We start from the raw sequence: 22,134 nt of genomic DNA on the forward strand, positions 1-22,134 counted from the left end.
CCGTCAGAACCGCACGAACGCCGCCTCCGACCGCGAGGTGGCCTGAACGAAGTCTCCATCAGGACCAGGACGGTTCAGTGGGCTGGTGAATTACCCTGCGCCAATGCCACACCACCACTCCTCCTGTTCCATGAGTACTTGACTTCAGGCGCGCCAACGAGGGCACAACCAGTAACCAGTCTCCGGGCTGATTCCGGGGACATTGGCGGGACAACACCTCACCGCTCACGTTCGGGCGTCCCGATGGTCGGCCTGCCCGCGAGCCCTACCCCCGGGAGCCCGTAACGCACCTATGCATCGGATCACCGAATGCCCCACCGCCATCGACCAATATGTCCAACTCAGATAAGAGCCATTGTCCAGTGAACGACTGCAAGTTGCTTTCGCTGAATCAATTGCCTGCCGCCGCCGGCCATGCACAGCTCTCAAATTGAGTCCGATCAAGTGTGACAGGTGCGCACCCCTGGCATCAGGCAATCGTGGCCGGCTGATGCCAGAGGTGGCGTCAGCATCAGTGTTTCTGCAAGGACTGTTCGATTTCTTCGAGGCTCCGGCCTTTGGTTTCGGGCAGTTTGCGCTGCAAGATCACAAAGCTGATGACTCCGAAGACTGCGTACATCCAGAACACGCCGGTGGCTGTCATGGCGCTGATAGCAGTGAGGACGGTCAGAGAAACAAGGAAGTCCAGACCCCAGTGCGTCATGATCCCGAACCCTGCTGCTTTTCCTCGCACTGCTGTGGGGAAGATTTCACTGTTGATCAGCCAGATGGCCACACCGAGGCTGGCGGCGAACGCAGCGATGTAAACGCACAGTCCGATCACCAGAGGCAGTTTGGGGACTTCTTCAGCTCCGTACACCAGGTAAAGGGTTCCGAGGTACGCCAGTGACGCGACAATCGTGCCGATCCCTCCTAGAAGCAAAGGGCGACGTCCGACGCGATCGATGAAGACGAGAGCCAGACCGGTCACCACCATCAGCACGGCACCGATTCCGACCGAGGAGAGGATGGCAGCCGAGTCGCCGAATCCGGACTGCTTGAGCAGCGTCGGCGTGTAGTAGATGACGGCGTTCACTCCTACCAGTTGGCTGGCAGCAGCGACGGTGACGCCAAGAATGACAGCTGGGCGCAGGCGAGGGGACAGAAGATCGCGAAAAGTGAAACGAGCCTCCGCCCTGGATGCTTCTTCGATCTCGGCGAGTTCCTCGATTGCTTCGGCTTCGGTACGCGACCGCATCAGCACAGCTCGCGCTTCATCTCGTCGCCCGTGATTTGCCAGCCATCTCGGGCTTTCAGGCAGGGTGAACAAGCCAAAGAACATTATTGCGGAGGGAATCGCGGCCAGCCCGACCATCCAGCGCCAGTTCTGGGACTCCGCTAACGCATAGCCGACGAGATAGGACACGAATATCCCGGCGGTCAGCATCAGCTGGTTCAACGACACCAGCCATCCACGGCTGGCCTTGGGCGCGATTTCAGCGATGTAGGTGGGGACGACCACCGATGACGCGCCTACCGCGACGCCGAGTGCAACTCGGGCAACGACGAGCATCTCGACTGACATAGCCAACGCGGCGGCTACGGCACCGAGTGCGAATACCGCAGAGGTGAAGAGTAGGGTCAACTTTCGCCCGACTCGGTCAACTAATGGGCTGCCCACCAGTACGCCGCCCATCGCGCCAAGCAGCAGTGACGCCACTACGATCTGCTGCCCGCCCTCGCTCAGACTGAATTCCGGCGTAATGTAAAGTAGAGCTGCGGATATAACGCCGGTGTCGTACCCGAAGAGGAATCCGCCGAGCGCTGCAACGCTGGCTGCGAGTTTGACAACAGAGTTGGGTCCGGAATGCTCCGTCGGGTGAACGGATCCGGTAGATGTAGGTTTGGTCATGGTGCTTTCCTTGGGAAGGGCCGTGTGGCCGATGTGGCAAGTGAGCCCGACGGGCGCACTACAGCTGCGTGGTTGTGACTTATAATTTTCTGGCCCCGGATCCGGACGTTTGGCTCAACCCAGGTGAAGGGTGCAGAGTCGGTGCCACTTCAGGCGGTCCGCCCCGTCGCGGGGTTGGAGATCAGCTCACGATCGTGAACAGCTCGGCCGGAACGGCGGAGTTGACGATCGACAGCTCGGTCCACGTGTGCAACGTCTGCTTGACGGCCGCGTTGGAGAACTCGGCGATGATCCAGAACTCGCCGTCGTTGACGTGGCCGATGATGATGGAGGCGGCCTCGATCGCCATGGCGTTGAGGGTGACGGACATCTTCGAGTAGTTCTGCGCGGTGATGAGTGGTCCGACCACGCCGCCGGTCGCCGACCCCTGAGCCGTGCGCAGTGCACAGCTGATGATCTGGGCGAGCACGATGATCGGCAGTCCCGCGGCGGACGTGTTGTCCGTGAGTGCGGGACCCGCACCGACGACGAGGAGCAGCATTCCCACCGGGCGGACCAATTTGCCGGCGAGAGTGGACAACTCCTGCATTGTCGACCCGCAGCGTATGCCCGGGACGTAGAACGCGATGAGGAGGGCGACCACGGGGGTGCAGAAAAACGTGAGAAGCAGGTTGCCCTCGTCAGGAGGTTGGTGCCGAACGTGGCACCGATGATGAGCACCAGGGGCGCGGCAATGGCGGCTTTCACGATTCTCCTGTTGCTATTGCGGATCAAAGATGAATGGACGCAACGCAATCAGTAGCGGACCGAAACTTGGTCGCCTGAGCGGGAACCGCGTGCTGCGCGCACCGTGAGATACGGATCACCATCGGCGATCGCGGCTCAATTGTCAACTGGCTGTTATATGTGTCGCAATGCGATAAATTTGGGTCCAGAGTCCAAGAGGTCGCAAAACGCTGCGCGGAGTGCGGTCCTGCGGGTGGAACGCCTCCGCTGCTCGTTCGACGGGCGGTCGACCGATCCGCTGCCCTGGTTCGCAAAATGCGACTACAGCCCGTCGGGACGTGCGACGAAAACCTCGACTAGTTATCGCAGTGCGACAATCAGCTCAGCATATTGACAACTCAGTGCGACGTGCGTCATAGTGATTCAGATCCCAGCCTGAACGCTTGACGTCGTCGAATCGTCGATTTGCGTTGACGGATAGCAACTTTCGTCGTCGATCAGGTTGGTTTGTCTTGGACCACCGCTGTTCTCACGTGAGGATTGACATGAAACTCGGAATTCTGACAGCTCTCTTCGATTCGCAGCCGCTTGAGGACGTTGCAGATTACGTCTCGGAGCTCGGGTACGAAGCAGTCGAACTGACCACCTGGATGGGATCCGGGCACTTTGATCTCGACCGGGCAAGTTCGGACGCTCAGTACGGCAGGAATTTGAAGAAGATGCTCGCCTCGCGGGGTCTGACCATTTCAGCACTCTCCGATCACCTGTCCGCCCAGCAGGTGCTTCCGCCGAACGACGCCAGCTTCGACGACTGGTCACCCGTGACGGACAAACAGGAGATGTTCGAGTACGGACGCGATCACCTCATCCGCACGGCACGCGCGGCATCTGACCTCGAGATTCCGGTCGTGAATGGCTTCTTCGGCTCCACAGTGTGGGGATCGTGGTACACCTGGCCGCCGAAGCACCTTGAGATCTACAACGCGGGGTGGGATCTGTTCGTGGAGCGGTGGAATCCAATTCTCGACGAGTTCGCCAAGCTGGGCGTGAAGTTCGCTCACGAGACGCACCCCACCGAGATTGCTTACAACATCACCACCGCTCAGATGGCCGTCGACAAGCTCGACCGTGACGACTGGGGCTTCAATTTCGACCCCAGCCACTTCATCTGGCAGCAGATCGATCCGGTGATCTTCGTCAAGACTTTCGGTGACCGAATCTTGCACGTGCACGCGAAGGACTTCGAAGTCCAGGAGGACGAGATCCGCCGCGACGGTGTGCTATCGACCGGATCGTGGCGCAACCCCCGCCGCGCGGCTCGCTATCGGGTTGTCGGTTGGGGTCAGGTGCCGTGGAAGCGCATCATTACTGCACTGCTCGAGGTGGGGTACGACTACGTGATGTCCTACGAGCACGAGGACCCGGTCATGAGTGAGCGCGACGGTGCGGAGAAGGCAGCGGCGTACCTGCGGCCGCTCATCGTCAAGGAGCCGATGGATCCGGAAGCGAAGCATTTCTGGCTGGTGTGACATCGGTCCAGCAAACACCCCGCCCTCTGCTGCACAACGATTTCGGAGTTATTGACTATGAGTTCCCCTTCTTTCTTCACCCAGGGCGACAAGAGGTCCGAGGCGACCGACATCCCTACCGCCGGCGTCGGAATGCTCGGGTACGCGTTCATGGGCAGGGCACACACCAACGCCTACAAAAAGATCGCGTACACCTTCTGGCCGCCGCCGATGAACGTCGAACTTGTTCACATCGCTGGCCGCAACGAAGAAGGTGTGGAGGAAGCCGCCAGACGCTACGGCTATTCCAAGCACACGACGGACTGGCGGGACATCGTCAACGACCCCGACGTGTCGATCTTCGACAACGGCGGCCCTAACGACCAGCACCTCGAGCCTACGATCGCCGCTGCGCAGGCCGGAAAACACGTTATTTGCGAAAAACCACTGGGGCGCACCGCAGAGGAAGCGTTCGCGGTGTGGTCCGGGGTGGCAGAGACCGGAGTGAAGGCCATGACCGCCTTCAACTACCGCTTCTTCCCCGCCATCCGACTTGTCAAAGAAATGCTTGAGGACGGAACCCTGGGAGAGGTGCGACATTTCCGTGCCCGATACCACCAGGAATGGCTTGTCGATCCACAAGCACCGACATCATGGCGTCTGAACAAGGAGACCGCCGGCTCCGGTGCGCTCGGCGACCTCGGCGCACACATCATCGATCTCGCCCGATACCTAGTCGGGGAGCCCAGCACCATCTCGGCCAACACCGTGACCTTCACCCAGGAACGACCCGGCGGCACCGTCGACGTCGACGACGCCTTCGACGCAGTCCTGCAGTTCGAAGGTGGTGCCCTGGGAACCCTCGAGGCCACGCGAGTGGCGCCGGGGCGCAAGAACCACATGCGCTTCGAGATCAGCACTACCAAAGGCACGGTCATCTTCGACCAGGAGCGGATGAACGAACTCGAGCTACACCTGGCCGGCACTACACCGGGTGACAGGGCCCAAGGATTTCGGACAGTACTCGTATCGGAGACCTATCATCCCTACTGGGAAAACTGGTGGCCGCACGGACACATGATCGGGTGGGAAGACAGTTTCGTTCACGAGATGGAACACCTGCTTTCGGCCATCAGGAACGACACCCCGATCGGTCCGCATGGTGCCACGCTTGAGGACGGATACCGCTGCGCAGAGGTCGCTGATGCGATCCTGCGGGCAGCACAAACAGGCGAACGCCAGACGATCAGCTACCGGGAGCTACCGCGATGACCGAACCATTGCGTGCCGTTGTTACCGGAGCCTCCGGTGGCATCGGGCGAGCACTCGCACTGCATCTCGCCGCACGAGGAGCAAGCGTCGCGGGCACTTTCCGTGGCGACGACGACGCCCGCGAAGCTTTTGCCAGCGAGATTCGCGATGCAGGCGGGCGGGCGCTGCTGCGTAGTGTGGACGTCAGCGATCGAGCCGCGGTGGTCGCCTTCGGTAACGAGGCAGCCGACGCCTTCGGCGGTATCGACTTCTGGGTCAACAATGCAGCCCGGCTGATGGTCAAACCCTTTCTAGAGACCACGGAGGATGACTGGTCATCTCTCTTCTCGATCAACTTCCTCGGCTACGTGTGGGGGTGTCAGGTCGCCGCTCAGCACATGACTCGTCAGCAGTCGGGCAGCATCGTCAACGTCAGCTCCGTCGTGTTCGAGCAGCCGCCCACCGATCTATCCGCATATGTCAGCGCCAAGGGAGCGGTGACCGGTCTGACCCGCGCGTTGGCCGTCGAACTCGGTCCGGCCGGGATCGTTGTGAACGCGGTATCGCCGGGTGCCACCGACACCCCTCTCAACGATGCCGCCTGGACAGATGCAGTACGTGAGAATTACCTCAAGCGCATTCCCGCCCGCCGGATCGGGTCACCCGAGGAAGTTGCTGCCGCCGTCGCGCTGCTCGCCGACCCAGGTGCCCGCTACGTCACGGGGCAGGTCATTCGTGCCGACGGAGGTCTCGTGCTAGACGGAAGCGTGGGTCATGAACAGACACCCTGACCCCGCCAAGGACGTCGGAACGGTCACGGGGGCGCAGGCGTGGCTGTGCGCGCTGCCACTGCCGGTTCCGCTGAACCTCGGAGCAATCTCGTACACGACTCGCGATTACGTTGTTCTACGCCTGACGACAAGTGATGGGTACACCGGATATGCCGTCGGATACACCCGCGGGACACCTCTTCTCGAAGCCACCAGGGTCATATGCGGTCACCTCGGCGATCTCCCGGCATGCCCGGAAGCTACCCACACGGCACTCAAGAAACGCCTGGCCCCAGGCTGGGCTGCCTTCGCCCGAGCAGCGTCCTTGGTAGACATCGCGCTCTGGGACATCCACGCCCAGCGACAAGGCCTGCCGCTGACCGCAGTCCTCGGGTCCGGTACTGCTGATGCACCGTTGATGGCGGTCGCCGGTTACTTCTCCGACAACCGCACCGTCGCCGAACTCGTCGAGGAGACACAGCGTTTCGTCGACGACGGATACACCACCCTGAAACTGATCCTCCCAGGCCACGACCACCGCGCCGATCTGCACCTGCTCGACACGATGCGGGCAGCGCACCCCGATCACATCTCCATCGCGGTGGATTTTCACGGTGCCTTCGACTCCGTGCCCGATGCGATGTCCTACTGCGAGGACATTCACCAGCGTGGTGTTCGCTTCATCGAAGACCCCTTCCCCAGCCTGGACTGGCACAACGTCGCCGACTTCACGTCCCGTTCGCCGACCCCGGTTGCGTCGGGCGAGGACCTGGTCAACCTCACCGGGTTCGACGATCTGCTGGGTGCCGGCGTGCGATACCTGCGCGTCGATGTCACCGCGAGCGGCGGTTACACCACCGGACTGGCCGCCCTGCAGGCTGCGGAACGTCACTCCGCCCACGTCGCACCCCACGTCTGGCCGCACTTTCACGCGCCGTTGGCCGCAGCATCGTCGTCGGTCGCGACGATCGAAGTCATACCCGACCATGTCGGTGCGGACCCCCTGTGGCACCTGCTCAGCGAACCAGCGCCCATCCATGGTGGAACCTGGCTCACCCCCACTGCGCCGGGCCTGGCGCTTCCTCTCGACATGGACGCGGTGTCCTTCCACGCCGTCGACTCCTGGTCGTCACCGAACCATCTCGACCCCGCACCCGTCACCGCCGGAGGTCCCGCATGACGATCACCCACATCAGTTCCGAGAAGATCGCGGACGGATTCTCCTTCCTCGAAGCACCTCGCTGGTTCGAAGGCAGCCTGTTCCTGTCCGATTTCTACACCCACCGCGTGCTACGCCTACGCGGCGACGACATCGAGGAAGTGTGCCACGTCCCCGGACAACCCTCCGGCCTGGGATTCATGCCCAACGGCCGACTCAGAGTCGTCTCTATGCTCACCCGCTCGCTGCTGGAATGGACCGGTAACGGGTTCGACACGGTCGCCGACCTGTCCAGCCTGCTCAACGGCACCGCCAACGACATGGTGATCGACTCCCGCGGTAACGCCTATATCGGATGTTTCGGCGACGACGAACCAGGCGAGGACGCGATCGCACCAACCGTCATCGTCCGCGTCGGTGCCGACGGGTCGACCCGCGTCGCCGCCGATGGACTGAACTTTCCGAACGGGATGGCACTGACCGACAACGAGACCGTGCTGCTGGTCGCCGAGACCTTCGCCAACCGCATCACGGCTTTCGACATCTCCTCTTCCGGTGACTTGAGCGGGCGCCGAGAGTGGGCTCGGTTCGGCAACGAGTCCGACCACTGGAACACAGGCGTCGGCGTCGACGCACTGGACGTTCTTCCCGACGGACTCGCGGCGGATCGAGCGGGCGGTCTGTGGGTCGCGGACGCGTCCGGTCACGGCATCGCACGGATCCGCGAACACGGCGACGTCACAGACTTCGTCGACACCGGTGACCTTGCCGTCTACTCCGCATGCATCGGCGGCGACGACGGTACGACGCTCTACCTTTGCTGCGCACCACCTTTCGGAACAGACGACCCCACGGTGTCCCGCAACGCCGCACTCCTGCGGGCCGAGATCGGCGCACCTGCAGTGGTGCCGACGGCTCGCCCCCGCTCCGCGCAGCCGGTCGGAACCGCATGATCCACCTCGGCAACGACCACATCGAGATCGAGCTCGAACCCGAACACGGCGCGCAGATCCTGTCGATCACCGCAGCGGGTTCGACCGCCAACGCACTCGCTCACTACAACTGGCGCTCACCGACACGCGCACGTGACGGCCATCGCTACGGTGACAGCGGCACCGACTGGTTGAGCGACTACCGCGGCGGCTGGCAGGAACTGTTCCCAAACAGCGGAGCAGAATCCTCCGTGAACGGCATCGCCACCCCGTTTCACGGCGAAGCCTCCGTGTCGGAATGGGACGTACTCGAGCGGACCTCCACCAGCTGTAGCCTGCAGGTGGGTGCCCGGACCCCGCTGACTCTCACGCGATCGATGCGACTCGACGACGCCTCTCCATGCCTGTTTCTGGAAGAGACTGTGGTCAACGACGGTACCGAGCCAGCGGACTTCGTCTGGGGCCATCACCCCGTGGTTCCCACCTTCGACGGGAGCAGAATCGATCTCCCGGCCTGCACAGTCGATGTCGAACCCACCGCCCCCGGCGGACTCGACGGCCGCGGTGGCAGCTGGCCACACGTTCCCGGTTCCAGCGGCACAACCGTCGACCTCAGTGTCGTCAACGCCGAGCCCGAACACCGCCTGACCTACCAACACGCGCTCGCCGAAGGATGGGTCGCCTACCGGCCCCCGGCTGCGAAGAACACTCCCGGCATCGCTATGGCGTGGGACCTCGAGACGTGGCCGGCGCTGTGGTTGTGGACTCTGACCCGCACCAATGAATTCCCGTGGTTCGGCCGAGCCAGCATGATGGGCGTCGAACCCAACCGCGCTTGGCCGTTCGACGGACTGGACGGAGCGCGCACGCGCGGACAACAGCTGCGACTCGATCCAGGCGCGGTACAGACGAGTTGGCTGACGCTGCGACTGCTCACCGACCAATTCGATGTTCCCGTCAGTTTCGTCGGTCGTGACGGAACGCTTACTCGAACGATCACGGACACCCCATCGGGCACCTGACAGACCTGCGACAACGTCTAGCAGCTACATCGCAGGCCCACACGAATTCGACCGAAGGAGAGACAACCTCATGTCCGAGATGCGAGCGCTCGTTCTGGCTGAAATAGGGCGAGTCGCACTCAAGTCCAAGCCCATTCCTGTCCCCGGCCCCAACGATGCCGTCGTGCGGACGACTGCGGCGATGATCTGTACGTCGGATGTGCACACCGTCGGCGGCGGCATTACCGTTCCCGACGGGCGCACACTCGGTCACGAGTCGGTGGGTGTCGTCCACGCCATTGGATCCGAGGTCGACAATATCGAAGTCGGTCAGCGCGTTGCAGTTTCGGCCATCACTCCGTGCTTCGAGTGCGACGCGTGCCAGACCGGGCACAGTTCGCATTGCCAAGGAATGCTGGGCGGCTACCGTGCGACCGGTGCCAGAGACGGCAATATGGCTGAGTACTTCCTTGTCAACAATGCACGGGGCAACCTGACCCCGATCCCGGACGCGGTTACCGACGAGCAGGCCGTCTACGTCACGGACATGCTCACCACCGGCTTGATGGGCGCCGAAAATTGCGAGCTGCAGCTCGGTGAGACCGTCGCAATCATCGGCGGTGGACCAGTCGGCCTTTCCGCCACCATCGGTGCACGCCTGCTTGGCGCCGGCCGAATCATCGTGGTCGAATCCGTACCGGCACGGCAGGACCTCGCCCGCAAGTTCGGCGCCGACGAAATCGTCGACTACACCCTCGGCGACACCGTGGATCAGATCCTCGCGCTTACCGACGGGGCAGGCGTCGATGCGGCTGTCGAAGCGCTCGGCACCAAGGAGACCTTCGATGCGGCCTTCCGCATCCTCAAACCGCGAGGTCGGCTTTCCAACGTCGGCTATCACGAAGGATCCGACCCTCTCCCGATCGACATCGCAGCTTTCGGACTCGGTCACGGGGACCAGAAGATCCGCGGCGGTCTGTGTCCTGGAGGCAACGAGCGACTCTCGCGCATCCTTCGACTGATCGAAGGTGGACGTATCGACCCGACACCGATGACGACGCACCGCTTTCCCTTCGAAGCTGCCGAGGAGGCCTTCGACGTAATGCGACACAAGAAGGATGGCGTCATCAAACCCCTCATCACCTTCTGACCCATGATCGAAGTAACTGGGACCGGTACTGGAGCCGAAGCTTGTGCCGCAGTGCTCGAACACGCTCTGACGATGCGATGATGTAGCCATGGTCGAGCGCCGTAGTCCGTATATCGCTTCAGTGAGCAAGGCCTTCACTGTGCTGTCTACCGTCGCGTCGAGAGAGTCGGTGTCGGCCAAGCATGTTGCCGAGACCCTCGGTTCGCCGTTGCCGACCACGTACCACATGCTTAACACGTTGGTTGCGGAAGGTGCCTTGGTGAAGAGCGGTTCGCGCGGATACCGGCTCGGGCCCACCATCGGCATGCTCTCCGATGCATACCTGGAGCAGGGCGAACCGGTCGCGATGCTGGAGGGGCCACTCAAGGAACTGGCGGACGTCACCGGCGAGACCGCATACGTCAGTGCCTGGCACAACGGGGAGATCGAGGTAGTGGCGACGGCGGAGGGGTCTCATGCGGTGCGTGTGATGCAACTGCAGCGTGGCGCGCACGGCTACGCCCACGCGCGGGCGTCGGGAAAGCTGCTGCTTGCTTTCGCGCGCCCCGGTCTGCGTGAGCAGTATCTTCGCGAACACCCACTCGAACGCCGAACCAAGACCACCATCGTTGAACCCGACTGCCTGCAGGCAGATTTCGATGCCATCCGCGAGCGGGGATATTCCACGGATCTCGAAGAATTCTCCGAGGACGTATCCTGCATCGCAGTCCCCGTTCTCGTCGGCGACCGCATCATCGCCGCACTCACCGTCTCGTGCCCTACCAGCCGTTTCGAGCGGTCCCGCGACACTCTGGTCACCACCGCCTTGGGTATAGCTCGTTCGGCCGAGCGAGCTCTGCTCGACGATTGATTGAGCAAGCTCTGCTCGACGATTGATTGTGCGGCCGGTGTCGAGCCGTCGATGCTCGGCGACTCCTGACGTGCTCCGGTGCCTAGTGCCTAGTGCCTAGTGCCTAGTGCCTAGTGCCTGCGCCTGGTGGTGGCGTCCATGGAAATGGCTGCGTCCGCGCCTCTGTAGATTATTATCGCATTGCGATACTTGACTCCATAGTGTTGAAAGATCTAGTGTCGAAGGTGACGGTCGACACGAGTTGTCCGGTAGCCAACCTGTTCATGGCCCGTGGCTCGCCGAAATTTGACACACCTCGCTCGGCGCTTGCAGCCGAGACCCGTTGTCACTCATCCCAAGGAGCTAACCAGTGCCCACCGACACCTTCTCCCCCGCCGCCGCGTACCGCGGTATGGCCCTCATCCGCCGGTTCGAGGAGCAAATTCTCGATCTCGGCAGGGAAGGGCTGATCGCCGGCTCGATCCACCTGTGTCTCGGCCAAGAAGCGATCCCTGTCGGAACACTGGCGGCCCTTCAGCCGCAGGATCGAGTCCTGTCCACCTACCGCGGACACGGGTGGGCGTTGGCCTGCGGTAGCAATCCGACAGCGCTGATGGCCGAAATCGCACAGCGCGGTGCCGGAGTTAACGGTGGGCGCGCTGGATCTCCTTTGCTTAGCGATCCCGACCACGGCTTCCTTGGCGAAAACTCCATCGTGGGTGCCGGAGTCCCGATTGCCGCCGGTGTCGCGCTCGCCTCGCAATTTCAGGGAACGGACCGCGTCGTGGTCACGTCTATCGGTGACGGTGCGATGAACCAGGGGTCCACCACCGAGGGAATGATCTTCGCAGCAGCCCGGAAACTGCCGGTGATCTTTCTCTGCGAGAACAACGGCTGGGCCGAAATGACGCCCACCGCCGCCGTCACGCGCGGCGAAGACTTGATCGACCGCGGTAAGGGCCTGCACATCGACAGTCGGGTAGTCGACGGTGGCGACCCATTTGCCGTGCAGGAGGCCGTGGCCTCTGCGGCCGCGGCATGCCGTCGCGGCGAGGGACCCGTTCTACTGGAATGCAAGACGGTCCGACTCTCCGGTCACTACAACAAGGACGTCCAGCACTACCGCCCAAAGGAGGACTCGGAAGCGGCGCGTGCCGGTGACCCGCTGGCCCTGCTGGTGCACTCAGCAGTCAAGAAGGGGTCGTTGTCCGAAGACGAGATCGACGCGATCGACGAAGATGTCTACACCACGATCGACCAGATAGCTGACAAGGTGCGGCAGATGCCCGAGCCCACCACCGACGACGTCACCGAACACGTCTACGCACCCGCCGAGACCTCCGACGATGCGATCAGCGATGCGCCGGATGAGCCGACGAAGGAGCTCACCTACCTGCGCGCGATCAATTTGGCGCTGCGCACGGAGATGGTGAACCGCCCCGAGGTGGCGATCTGGGGTGAAGACGTCGGCTTCGCCGGCGGCATCTTCGGAGTCACCCGAGGACTGCACAAGGAGTTCGGTGACACGCGTATCTTCGATACCCCGATCGCCGAGGCGGCGATTCTCGGCGCCGCCGTCGGTGCGGCGATGGAGGGCATGCGGCCGGTCGTGGAGATCATGTGGGCAGACTTCGTCTTCGTTGCGCTCGATCAGATCATCAATCAGGCCGCGAACGTTCGCTACGTCAACCGGTCGCGGTTGTCCGCACCGTTGACCATCCGCATGCAGCAGGGTGTGACACCAGGTTCGTGCGCGCAGCACTCCCAGTCCATCGAAGCCATCCTGGCGCATATCCCCGGCATCAAGGTGGGACTTCCCGCCACAGCCCAGGACGCGTACTCGATGACCCGTGCCGCGATCGGCGACCCCGATCCCACCGTGCTGATCGAACACCGGTCGCTGTACCAGGAATCCGGATCGGTTACCGCGGGCGGACGCGTCGAAGCGGCTGCCGGGGCACGGACTCACCGGACGGGGGCAGATGTCGCGATCATCACGTGGGGCGCGATGCTCGGAGCCGCGCTGACCGCAGCCGAGAACCTCGCCGTTGACGGCATCGAGGCAACCGTGCTGGACCTGCGGTGGCTGCGTCCCCTCGACGACGACGCGATCGCCCGCGTCGTCTCAGCGACCAGCGGCCGCGTACTCGTCGTGCACGAGGCAAACGTCAGTGGCGGATTCGGCGCAGAGGTATCGGCCCGCATCACCGAACGCCATTTCGGAACTCTCCGCGGCCCCGTCCATCGGATCGGGCTCGACGAACTCAGGATGCCCTCCGCGCCCGCCCTCCAGGCGGCCGTTCTCCCCGGCGCGGCGGACATCGAGGACGCAGCCCGCAAGCTCGCGTCTCTCACTCCAGCCTGATGGGCCGACAATGAGCATCTCCGACTCGGCCGAGTTCCTGGTCACCATCGACTTCACCGTTCCCACGGACATGGGTGAACCTGACCTCGACGCCTTGCGACGAGCAGAGGCGCAGCGAGCCAGTGAGCTGAGCGAGTCCGGTCACCTCGTGCGCCTGTGGCGCATTCCGGGGCGATGGGCGAACTGGGGACTGTGGCGCGCGGCCAACCGCACGGAACTCGATGAGATCCTGGCAAGCCTACCGTTGTTTCCCCTGGCGACCATCGCTGTATACGCCACCGAGACGCATCCGAACGACCCACTGCGGGGCTTCTTTAACCAGCCACCCACGAACGAAGGACGGCAGACATGGCCGCAATCTCAGTGACCCTGCCTAACCTCGGCGAGAGCGTCACCGAAGGAACCATCACCCGGTGGCTCAAAGCCGAGGGTGACCTCGTGGAGAAGGACGAACCACTTCTCGAGGTCGCCACGGACAAAGTCGACACGGAAGTACCCTCCCCGGTAGCAGGGCGCATCACCACGCTCGCGGCAGCCGAGGACGACGTCATCGCAGTCGGCAGCGAGATCGCAGTCATCGACGACGTCCAGCCTCATGCGACGCCCACCGAGGACTCGGTCGGCACGGTCGACGCCACCGACAACCTACCGCGCGACGTCTCCGGCGACCCTCTCCGCGAGACGGGAGACGATGGCTCCCGTCCCGAGCCGGTGTCGACCCCTACGACAACATCCGGCGACGACGAGGATGCTCCCGAGCCCGCGAAGGTGATGCAACTACCCGACACGTCGAGATACCTCACACCTCTTGTTCGGCGCCTGGCCGCGGAACTCGACGTCGATCTGAGCCAAGTGCAGGCCACAGGTCTCGGCGGCCGGATACGCAAGAGTGACCTACTCGCTCACGTCGCCAAGCGCACCGACGAGGCCGCCACGCCGCTCGCCGAAATGCCCACCGAGGTGCAGTACACCACCGACTACATCAGCCCACTAGTGAGTATCGTGGCCGAACGCACCGGGCGTGACTTGTCCGAAGTGACCGGAACCGGCCACAGGGGGCGCATTCGCTTGTCCGACATCGCGGCGGGCAATGCCCGCCCCACGTCGGTGCCGCAGTCGCGCACCGAGAAACTGACCCGACTGCGCAGCGTCATTGCTTCAAGGATGGTCGAGTCCCTGCGTGTTTCTGCCCAGTTGACCACGGTCGTCGAGGCGGACGTCACCGATCTTGCCGCGCTGCGATCACGACTGAAGGACGACTTCCTAGCACGCGTTGGGACCAAACTGACATTCACGCCGTTCTTCGCCGCCGCCGCCGTAGACTCGATCAGTGAATTCCCCGTGATCAATGCGTCCATCGACACCGACGCCGGGACCGTCACCTACCATCCCGAAGTCCATCTCGCCCTCGCAGTTGACACTGACCGAGGACTTCTCGCGCCCGTCATCACCGGGGCATCGAGCCTCGACATCGAACAATTGGCAGTACAGACCGCCGACGTCGCCGGCCGCACGACGGATAACACCATCGGTGCCGATGAACTGACCGGTGGAACCTTCACGTTGACCAACACCGGATCGCGCGGTGCGCTATTCGACACACCAATCATCAATCAGCCCCAGGTCGCGATCCTGGGCGCGGGCGCAGTCGTGGAACGACCGCGAGTCGTCACCGATGAGTACGACTACAAGACCGTGGAGATCAGGTCGGTGGTCTACCTCGCGCTGACCTACGATCATCGACTGATCGACGGAGCCACGGCAGCGGGGTACCTCGGCGCGGTCAAGAAGCGACTCGAAGCATGCGAATTCGACGTGTTGCCGGTCCCCACTGCCTAAGGGGGCGGAACCGATGTCGATGTCTCGCGATGCATAAGACCCTCTTCACCAATGTGCTGTTCGATTGCATTGCGATAAAGATGTCAGGAGTGCGACAATTTGGCCATGGCAAAGCGGAGTCCGCACATCGCCTCGGTGTCGCGTGCGTTCACGGTGGTGACCATGATCGCCGACAGTGCCGCCCCGCTTTCAGCGAAGGATCTCGCTGCCGCCGTTGGCACCCCGCTACCGACCATGTATCACATGATCAACACACTGTTGGCGGAAAATGTGTTGCTGCGCACGGGGATAGGCGGGTACCGGCTCGGACCACGACTAGGAGTCCTCTCCGATGCCTACCTCGAACAGGGCGAGCCAGTGGCCCTGCTTGAGACAGCGTTGAAAGAACTGGCCGGTGCTACGGGCGAAACCGCCTATGTCAGCGCGTGGCGCAACGGTGAGATCGAAGTCGTGACTACGGCCGAGGGTCGCCATGCGGTACGCGTAACGCAACTCCAACGGGGAGCTCACGGTCAGGCACACGCCAGAGCCTCGGGCAAGGTACTGCTGGCCTACGCACGCCCCGGTCTGCGTGCGCAATACCTACGCGAACACCCCCTCGACGCGCTCACCGAGCACACCATCATCGACGCAGCCGAGCTGTACGAAGACTTCGAGACAATTCGGGTACGCGGATACGCCACCGATCTCGAGGAATTCACCCAGGACGTGTCGTGCATCGCGGTGCCGGTCTTGATCAACGGACGCATCATCGCCGCCTTCACAATCTCCAGTCCCACCTCCAGGTTCGAACGACATCGAGAAGAAATGATCGCGGTGGCACTTGAAACGGCTGACGCAGCTCGGCGGTTGCTCGTCAGCGAGGCGGCTGCGGGCTAGATGTCGTCGGCCCATACAAAAGCGCCGACGTCGGACCGAGGATCGTGGTGCGGTAAAGCGTTGGATGAGCGGCGTGCACCAAGAACTCGCGACCGACTCCGCAGGTTTCGGGTGGGGGCAATGTCACCAAAGAGGCGGCTCACCGATGTCATTGACAACGTTCGGGCTCATTCCGGATCTCGACGAAGCGCTCCGGGCGTACTCCAGCTCCGACAGCACACCGGGCGACATGGTGTCGTGTTAGCAATTCAATACCGCCCGATTGAACCCCCGTCGCAAGTTCTGCGTCCACGTGCCGCAGGGATGCTCGGATACAGGCATTCCGTCGCCTCCCAATAGCGATCGTCGACAACCAGTTTGGGTTCTACCCCACCACCAACGACTTCTACCTGCTTCGACTATTGCAACAGGACGGATGCAAAGCGGTATAGGCAACCTCGCAAACCACTGCCATGGGCTTTTTGGCTGCCGTCTCGGACGATCTCCCCGGTTGTCCCGGCTCCGAGGGATCCGTTTCGAGAACCCGACTAGTGTGGTATTCGCGAGTTAGTCATTCCCGAGTCCGAGGAGAGGACTGCTACTTCCGATGCTGCTGACAACATGCCCCCGGCGGTCGAGGCTGATCATAGCTTTGTCGATGTGGCGTGCAGCCGGGGACAGTAGGAAGTGAATCAACTCGACAATCTCCGAGTCGTCGACGGAATCCAAGTCGGACTGGCTGAATCCCCACCCCGTGTAGCGCAGTGATGCGATGTTACAGATAGCTTGAGTGTTGACTGACCTGATCCCCCCTGAACTTACGAAGCCCTGCAGCACACTTTCGCCCACAGTATTAAGCATCGATCCTTGCCCATAGAGTGCGCTCGACGGGTGTGCAAGGAAAACGATTGTCGCGTATTTGTGAGTAGCTTTCGCAGCGAGAGCAACACGTTCTGCCGCTGATATCGCCTGGTATACGCGATTTAGATGCATACGCCAGTCGTCAGCTGTTAAGTCTTCAAATCGCAGGCGAACGAGTGGCCCGGCCGCAATTACCCCTATCTCTTGACCGCGAGCTCGCATGTCGTCGACCAGCGACTCCTCAAGAGCACGGTCGAGGCCTGGTGTGAGGCCATGCGTCGTCAAGGGCACCGGAGTGATCCCGGCAATTGTCTCGCCGATTCAGCAGTGCGCGTGGGCACGCCAATCACGTCGTCTTGTTGCCGGACGATGCGCGAGGTCGGTTCGGAGATACTTAACGCGCCGGAGAGGCCTCCTAGTCGTGGTCCGAGCCGGTACCCGCCTATCCCCGTGCGCAGCAACACATTTTCCGCCAACAGTGTGTTGATCATGTGATACATGGTCGGTAGCGGGGTGCCAACGGCGGCAGCGAGATCCTTCGCTGAAAGCGGGGCGGCACTGTCGGCGATCATGGTCACCACCGTGAACGCACGCGACACCGAGGCGATGTGCGGACTCCGCTTTGCCATGGCCAAATTGTCGCACTCCTGACATCTTTATCGCAATGCAATCTCGCAGCACATTTGTGAAGAGGTATAAAGCGGCCTTCAGCAGCGACAATACGGTCGTGCACCCAAGGCCAGGCTTAGGTCAGGGGCGGAGCGTGGGATCGAATACGGACTTGAGTCCTTGACCGCGACGTAAGGCCTCGAACACCTCTTCCCACTCGTGTAGCGACACGACACGACCCACCAGAACGTCCAAGGACACGTCTCCTTGGCGGAGTAGCTCCACGGCGCGGTCCCACGACTTCGGGGTGGATGCGAATCCGGACGTGACCGTCAGTTCCTTGTACAGCACGGTGTCGAAATCGATCGACACCGCGCGTCCGAAGATTCCCACTGACACGTAGTTGCCGTACCGCTTTGCAGCCCGTAGCGCTGCATTCGCCCCTCCAGCGCTGCCGGAACATTCGATGACCACATCGAAGGCTTCGACTTCGGGTACCTGTGTGGTGGTGCTTATCCCCAAGCCCTCCGCGATGTCGAGTCGAGGCCGATCCGACTCCAGCCCGCTGATGACGACGCGCCCTCCTGACGCGCGGGCCACCTGAGCGGACAGTAGTCCCATAGCTCCGGGGCCGGTGACGAGCACACGATCGCCGGTGTTGACGATGGCCGGATCCAGCAGGCAGTGGCACACGCACGCCAGAGGCTCTGTCAGCGCAGCTGCGTGAATGTCCACCGTGTCTGGAATCTCATGCAGATTTATTACGGGAATCAACATGAAGTCGGCGAAGCCGCCATCTCGGAACGATCCGATGGACTTCCGGTCGGCGCAGAGGTTTCCCCTGCCTGCGCGACACTGCACGCATTTCCCGCAGGTGGAGAAGTACGTCTCGACGGCTACCCTACGTCCGACCCAGCTCGAATCAAGCTCATCACCAACCGCTTCCACGACACCGGCGATCTCGTGCCCCATCGTCACCGGCGGAGCACTAGCGTATTCATCGTCCTGAATATGCAGATCGGTACCGCACACACCGGCCGCGCGAACCCTCACCAGGGCCTGCCCGGACCGGGGAGCCGGGACCTCCTTCTGCACCAACCCGACACCGTCAGACCCGGTACGCAACTTCGCCAGAGCGGTCACAGTCCTCGTGTCGAGAGCTTGCGCGAGATCAGATGTCCGTAACGGGCCGTTCTCAGTCATATCAGTTGGTCCTCGGTTTCGTGTGTGCGATCAGTGTTGTCTGCGCGGGTTCGGTTGATTCAACGCCGTCAAGAGTGTTGCGCGGAGCGGCATCGGCTACTCCGGGGCACGTCGCAGAGTTGGGCAGTTATAGGCGATGTCGGTACTTGGCATGGCGTGATGATCTTTAAGGCAACTCGAATCGTACTATCGCATTGCTGATTACACCATGGCATTGCGATAACGCATCGGTTGGATCGAAGGTCTGGCAACCTGCCCTGCTCCGTGTCGCGCTCCGGTTCCATTGGGGCCACCCTCTTCTCCGCCCAACGCTGTCGATTCGCGGACCTTCGTTTGTATCGCAATGAGATAGTAGCTATCTCATCGTTGACATTGTGGAGTGATGACAGACATACTGATGCTCTGATGTGCACAGGAACACATGTCGTTCCGCAAATCGCTACCGAGGTGGCTGGCCCTCTCTGTGTCGCCCGGGGCCATCCCGAATCTCGACGAATGACCAGGAGAAGATGTGAAAGCCGCCCGTTTCTACGCTCGAAACGACATCCGCGTAGAGGACGTACCCGTTCCCGCCGTGCGGCCCGGCACCGTTGCGGTGAATATCGCGTGGTGTGGAATCTGTGGCACCGACGTACACGAGTATCTCGAAGGACCGATTTTTGTTCCGTCGGCTGATACACCGCATCCGCTGACCGGGGAAGTACCGCCAGTGACGCTAGGTCACGAGTTTTCCGGCACGATCGCCGAGATCGGGGACGGGGTCGAAGGCTTGAGCGTCGGAGACGCGGTCGTGGTCGAGCCCTACGTCGTGTGTAACGAGTGCATTCCCTGTCAACTCGGCAAATATCACCTCTGCACACGCATCGCAGTGATCGGGCTCGCGGGCGACGGCGGTGGACTGAGCGAACGCATCGTGGTCGACCCCCGCTGGGTACACCCAGTCGGGGACATACCGTTGGATCACGCGGCGCTCATCGAACCCCTAGCCGTGGCCTACCACGCCGTAGAACGCAGTGGCGCTCGATCAGGTACGACCGCTCTGGTCGCCGGCGCGGGACCGGTCGGGCTGCTACTGGCGGCGGTTCTGAAGGGCATCGGTGTCACAACCATCATCAGCGAAGTCAGTGCCGCTCGTCTGGCCCAAGCCGCGGAGCTGGCCGATCACGTTCTGAATCCGACCGATGGCGACATCGCAGACCGAGTTCGAGAGCTTACCGACGGAGTCGGTGTGGATGTTGCATTCGAATGCGCCGGCGTCAACGCTGTGCTCGACACTGTTCTCGATGCCGTGCGACCGGCGGGTGTTGTTGTCAACGTGTCGATTTGGGGGTCACGAGCTTCAATCGATATGCAAAAAATTGTTCTCAAAGAGATCGACCTGCGGGGAACCTTTGCGTACGTGAACAATCACCGAGCGGTCATTGCGCTGGTACAGGACGGGAAGATCGATCTCGCGCCGTTCATCACCAAGAAGATCGGACTAGAAGATCTGGTGCAGGACGGGTTGAACTCCCTGATCAAGGACACCGAGTCATCGATCAAAATCCTGGTGTCACCCACCTTGTAGGCAGTGCGGTCGCGCCACACCCCGAGTTTTCATCGCCCCGGGTAAGAACCGGTTCGATTGGCCCTCGGGTATCCGACGCACTTCCACATGTGCCAGTCGGACCCGCTAGTGCATCTGCAAATTAGAAAGGCAACCTCATGGGTTCCGTCGTCGACTGGTTGCGAACGTCCACACCCGGGCTCCTGGTTCTCTGCGGTGTCGCTATCGCGATACTGCTCGTCGCCATCATCAGAATCAAACTCGAACCGTTCATCGCTCTCCTCATAGCGGGCATCGGACTCGCACTTGCTGCAGGTCTGCCGGTGTCACAAATCGTGGGTACTGCCATCAAGAGCAGCGACTCGCTCCTCGAGACCGGTTTCGGCGGCATCCTCGGCCACGTCGCGGTTATCATCGGACTCGGCACAGTTCTCGGTGCCATCCTCGAAAGGTCCGGCGGCGCACAGACACTGACTGCAAAACTGCTTGGTGTCTTCGGCGATCGCGGTGCCCCGCTGGCCATGGGTCTGCTCGGCCTCATCTTCGGTATCCCGGTCTTCTTCGATATCGGCATCTTCGTCCTCGCACCGCTCGTGTACGTCGCAGCACGACAGGGCGGAAAATCGTTGGTGCTCTATGCGATGCCCATGCTCGCCGGTCTGTCCATGACCCACGCATTCCTCCCCCCGCACCCCGGTCCGGTCGCGCTCGGCGGCCTCCTCGAGGTCAACCTCGGCTGGCTCATTCTGATGGGCTTCGTCTGCGGCATCCCCGGGTTCCTGGCAGCAGGAATCTTGTGGAGTAGCTACATCGGCAAACGAATCTTCGTCGAGGTACCCCCGGATTTCATCAACGACGCTCCCACCGACGGGCCACAGGGCTCGAGCGGCATCGCCGTCGGAACCAAACGATCTGTGGTCACCACACCCCCGTCCGTCGCCACCATCGGTGCCATCATCGCGGTGCCGCTCGTACTGATCCTCGGTGCAACCTTCGGCAACATATTGCTGGGCGAGGGCGATTTGCTTCAGGTCCTGACGTTCTTCGGAACGCCCGCAGTTGCTTTGCTCATCACGGTTCTTATCGCTTTTTACATCCTCGGTATCCGCCGCGGATCGACTGTGCAGGAACTGTCCACGCTGACCGGTGAATCGCTAAGACCGGTGGGCATGCTGCTCCTCGTCGTCGGCGCGGGCGCGTTCTTCGGCAAGGTTATTTCGGCCACCGGAATCGGAACCGCGCTCGCAGACACCATGTCGGCTGCAGGCTTACCGATCATCGTCCTCGCGTACATCATCAGCTGCGCACTCCGCATCGCACAGGGGTCCGCGACGGTTGCCATCGTCACGACCGGCGGCATCGTTGGACCACTCGTCATCGAACAGGACTACTCGCAGATCGCCATCGCCCTCATCGCCATGGCGATCGCCGCCGGATCCATCATCCTCGGCCACGTCAACGACGGCGGTTTCTGGATCATCGCCAAGTTCTTCAACATGACCGTCAAGCAGACACTGCAAACGTGGACAGTGTTGGAGACCGTGCTGTCGGTCGTCAGCTTCGCAGTAGCAGCTGTCTTGTTCACGATCATAAGCTGATCTGCAGCTCCCGCTGGTCAAAATCTGCAGCGGCACTC

Annotated in this window: 18 protein-coding genes and 1 pseudogene; 14 read left to right on the top strand and 5 right to left on the bottom strand. The window is 62.0% G+C overall.

The window, feature by feature from the left end:
* Positions 1-511 precede the first annotated feature (511 nt).
* Both AC59JP_RS22850 and AC59JP_RS22855 read right to left on the bottom strand, forming a co-directional pair.
* The gene (locus AC59JP_RS22850; RefSeq protein WP_497328187.1) at positions 512-1,891 is read right to left on the bottom strand and encodes a sugar porter family MFS transporter; all 1,380 of its coding nucleotides are present in this window, start codon (positions 1,889-1,891) and stop codon (positions 512-514) included.
* A 181-nt stretch (positions 1,892-2,072) separates the two neighbouring features.
* Complete coding sequence (locus AC59JP_RS22855) at positions 2,073-2,534, bottom strand: GntT/GntP/DsdX family permease (protein WP_497328189.1); 462 nt, start codon at positions 2,532-2,534, stop codon at positions 2,073-2,075.
* 628 nt (positions 2,535-3,162) lie between these two features.
* Here AC59JP_RS22855 and AC59JP_RS22860 point away from each other — a divergent pair.
* The 12 genes from AC59JP_RS22860 to AC59JP_RS22915 all read left to right on the top strand — a co-directional run bounded on the left by AC59JP_RS22860 (position 3,163) and on the right by AC59JP_RS22915 (position 16,300).
* Complete coding sequence (locus AC59JP_RS22860) at positions 3,163-4,146, top strand: sugar phosphate isomerase/epimerase family protein (protein ID WP_020111326.1); 984 nt, start codon at positions 3,163-3,165, stop codon at positions 4,144-4,146.
* A 57-nt stretch (positions 4,147-4,203) separates the two neighbouring features.
* A complete protein-coding gene (locus tag AC59JP_RS22865; RefSeq protein ID WP_480431168.1) occupies positions 4,204-5,397 on the top strand; it encodes a Gfo/Idh/MocA family protein in 1,194 nt (397 codons plus the stop codon).
* Positions 5,394-6,167, top strand: coding sequence for an SDR family NAD(P)-dependent oxidoreductase (locus AC59JP_RS22870; protein ID WP_020111328.1), 774 nt, complete (start codon positions 5,394-5,396; stop codon positions 6,165-6,167). The genes AC59JP_RS22865 and AC59JP_RS22870 overlap by 4 nt, the downstream gene beginning before the upstream one ends.
* Entirely contained in the window at positions 6,151-7,326 is a 1,176-nt protein-coding gene (locus AC59JP_RS22875) for a mandelate racemase/muconate lactonizing enzyme family protein (protein WP_480431171.1), read from the top strand. Before AC59JP_RS22870 ends, AC59JP_RS22875 begins: the two co-directional genes overlap by 17 nt.
* The gene (locus AC59JP_RS22880; RefSeq protein WP_020111330.1) at positions 7,323-8,258 is read left to right on the top strand and encodes an SMP-30/gluconolactonase/LRE family protein; all 936 of its coding nucleotides are present in this window, start codon (positions 7,323-7,325) and stop codon (positions 8,256-8,258) included. Before AC59JP_RS22875 ends, AC59JP_RS22880 begins: the two co-directional genes overlap by 4 nt.
* The gene (locus AC59JP_RS22885) at positions 8,255-9,259 is read left to right on the top strand and encodes an aldose epimerase family protein (protein ID WP_020111331.1); all 1,005 of its coding nucleotides are present in this window, start codon (positions 8,255-8,257) and stop codon (positions 9,257-9,259) included. The genes AC59JP_RS22880 and AC59JP_RS22885 overlap by 4 nt, the downstream gene beginning before the upstream one ends.
* A gap of 70 nt (positions 9,260-9,329) precedes the next feature.
* On the top strand, positions 9,330-10,388 hold the full coding sequence (locus tag AC59JP_RS22890) for an NAD(P)-dependent alcohol dehydrogenase (RefSeq protein WP_480431176.1): 1,059 nt from the start codon (positions 9,330-9,332) through the stop codon (positions 10,386-10,388).
* A gap of 88 nt (positions 10,389-10,476) precedes the next feature.
* Positions 10,477-11,238: an IclR family transcriptional regulator gene (locus AC59JP_RS22895; protein ID WP_497328193.1), complete on the top strand. Its 762-nt coding sequence runs from the start codon at positions 10,477-10,479 to the stop codon at positions 11,236-11,238.
* A 349-nt stretch (positions 11,239-11,587) separates the two neighbouring features.
* On the top strand, positions 11,588-13,582 hold the full coding sequence (locus AC59JP_RS22900) for an alpha-ketoacid dehydrogenase subunit alpha/beta (RefSeq protein ID WP_480431179.1): 1,995 nt from the start codon (positions 11,588-11,590) through the stop codon (positions 13,580-13,582).
* Between the two features lie 10 nt (positions 13,583-13,592).
* Positions 13,593-13,949: a muconolactone Delta-isomerase family protein gene (locus tag AC59JP_RS22905; RefSeq protein WP_020111335.1), complete on the top strand. Its 357-nt coding sequence runs from the start codon at positions 13,593-13,595 to the stop codon at positions 13,947-13,949.
* Positions 13,931-15,421, top strand: coding sequence for a 2-oxo acid dehydrogenase subunit E2 (locus AC59JP_RS22910; RefSeq protein ID WP_480431182.1), 1,491 nt, complete (start codon positions 13,931-13,933; stop codon positions 15,419-15,421). The genes AC59JP_RS22905 and AC59JP_RS22910 overlap by 19 nt, the downstream gene beginning before the upstream one ends.
* A 105-nt stretch (positions 15,422-15,526) precedes the next feature.
* A complete protein-coding gene (locus AC59JP_RS22915; protein ID WP_231383807.1) occupies positions 15,527-16,300 on the top strand; it encodes an IclR family transcriptional regulator in 774 nt (257 codons plus the stop codon).
* A 1,121-nt stretch (positions 16,301-17,421) separates the two neighbouring features.
* On the opposite strand, the gene AC59JP_RS22920 is transcribed toward AC59JP_RS22915, so the two are convergent.
* From AC59JP_RS22920 to AC59JP_RS22930, 3 genes and pseudogenes are all read right to left on the bottom strand, one after another.
* Positions 17,422-17,769, bottom strand: coding sequence for a helix-turn-helix domain-containing protein (locus AC59JP_RS22920; protein WP_480431185.1), 348 nt, complete (start codon positions 17,767-17,769; stop codon positions 17,422-17,424).
* A gap of 121 nt (positions 17,770-17,890) precedes the next feature.
* Complete coding sequence (locus tag AC59JP_RS22925; protein WP_497328214.1) at positions 17,891-18,484, bottom strand: zinc-binding dehydrogenase; 594 nt, start codon at positions 18,482-18,484, stop codon at positions 17,891-17,893.
* A 15-nt stretch (positions 18,485-18,499) separates the two neighbouring features.
* Positions 18,500-18,952, bottom strand: a pseudogene (locus AC59JP_RS22930) (alcohol dehydrogenase catalytic domain-containing protein); the annotation flags it as partial.
* Positions 18,953-19,463: 511 nt separating this feature from the next.
* Between AC59JP_RS22930 and AC59JP_RS22935 the strand changes: the two are divergent.
* Positions 19,464-20,519 (top strand): 2,3-butanediol dehydrogenase, encoded by a 1,056-nt coding sequence (locus tag AC59JP_RS22935; protein ID WP_497328197.1) that lies wholly within the window; start codon positions 19,464-19,466, stop codon positions 20,517-20,519.
* Positions 20,520-20,656: 137 nt separating this feature from the next.
* A complete protein-coding gene (locus AC59JP_RS22940) occupies positions 20,657-22,096 on the top strand; it encodes a GntP family permease (protein WP_020111342.1) in 1,440 nt (479 codons plus the stop codon).
* The last annotated feature ends 38 nt before the right edge of the window (positions 22,097-22,134 follow it).

It is taken from the genome of Rhodococcus sp. 320_ES (assembly GCF_059691855.1).

What these genes read in the sequence shown, in the direction of transcription:
- AC59JP_RS22850 (WP_497328187.1), bottom strand. Translation starts at nt 1,891, where the DNA reads ATGACCAAACCTACATCTACCGGATCCGTTCACCCGACGGAGCATTCC.
- AC59JP_RS22860 (WP_020111326.1), top strand. Translation starts at nt 3,163, where the DNA reads ATGAAACTCGGAATTCTGACAGCTCTCTTCGATTCGCAGCCGCTTGAG.
- AC59JP_RS22865 (WP_480431168.1), top strand. Translation starts at nt 4,204, where the DNA reads ATGAGTTCCCCTTCTTTCTTCACCCAGGGCGACAAGAGGTCCGAGGCG.
- AC59JP_RS22870 (WP_020111328.1), top strand. Translation starts at nt 5,394, where the DNA reads ATGACCGAACCATTGCGTGCCGTTGTTACCGGAGCCTCCGGTGGCATC.
- AC59JP_RS22875 (WP_480431171.1), top strand. Translation starts at nt 6,151, where the DNA reads ATGAACAGACACCCTGACCCCGCCAAGGACGTCGGAACGGTCACGGGG.
- AC59JP_RS22880 (WP_020111330.1), top strand. Translation starts at nt 7,323, where the DNA reads ATGACGATCACCCACATCAGTTCCGAGAAGATCGCGGACGGATTCTCC.
- AC59JP_RS22885 (WP_020111331.1), top strand. Translation starts at nt 8,255, where the DNA reads ATGATCCACCTCGGCAACGACCACATCGAGATCGAGCTCGAACCCGAA.
- AC59JP_RS22890 (WP_480431176.1), top strand. Translation starts at nt 9,330, where the DNA reads ATGTCCGAGATGCGAGCGCTCGTTCTGGCTGAAATAGGGCGAGTCGCA.
- AC59JP_RS22895 (WP_497328193.1), top strand. Translation starts at nt 10,477, where the DNA reads ATGGTCGAGCGCCGTAGTCCGTATATCGCTTCAGTGAGCAAGGCCTTC.
- AC59JP_RS22905 (WP_020111335.1), top strand. Translation starts at nt 13,593, where the DNA reads ATGAGCATCTCCGACTCGGCCGAGTTCCTGGTCACCATCGACTTCACC.
- AC59JP_RS22910 (WP_480431182.1), top strand. Translation starts at nt 13,931, where the DNA reads ATGGCCGCAATCTCAGTGACCCTGCCTAACCTCGGCGAGAGCGTCACC.
- AC59JP_RS22915 (WP_231383807.1), top strand. Translation starts at nt 15,527, where the DNA reads ATGGCAAAGCGGAGTCCGCACATCGCCTCGGTGTCGCGTGCGTTCACG.
- AC59JP_RS22920 (WP_480431185.1), bottom strand. Translation starts at nt 17,769, where the DNA reads ATGGCAAAGCGGAGTCCGCACATCGCCTCGGTGTCGCGTGCGTTCACG.
- AC59JP_RS22940 (WP_020111342.1), top strand. Translation starts at nt 20,657, where the DNA reads ATGGGTTCCGTCGTCGACTGGTTGCGAACGTCCACACCCGGGCTCCTG.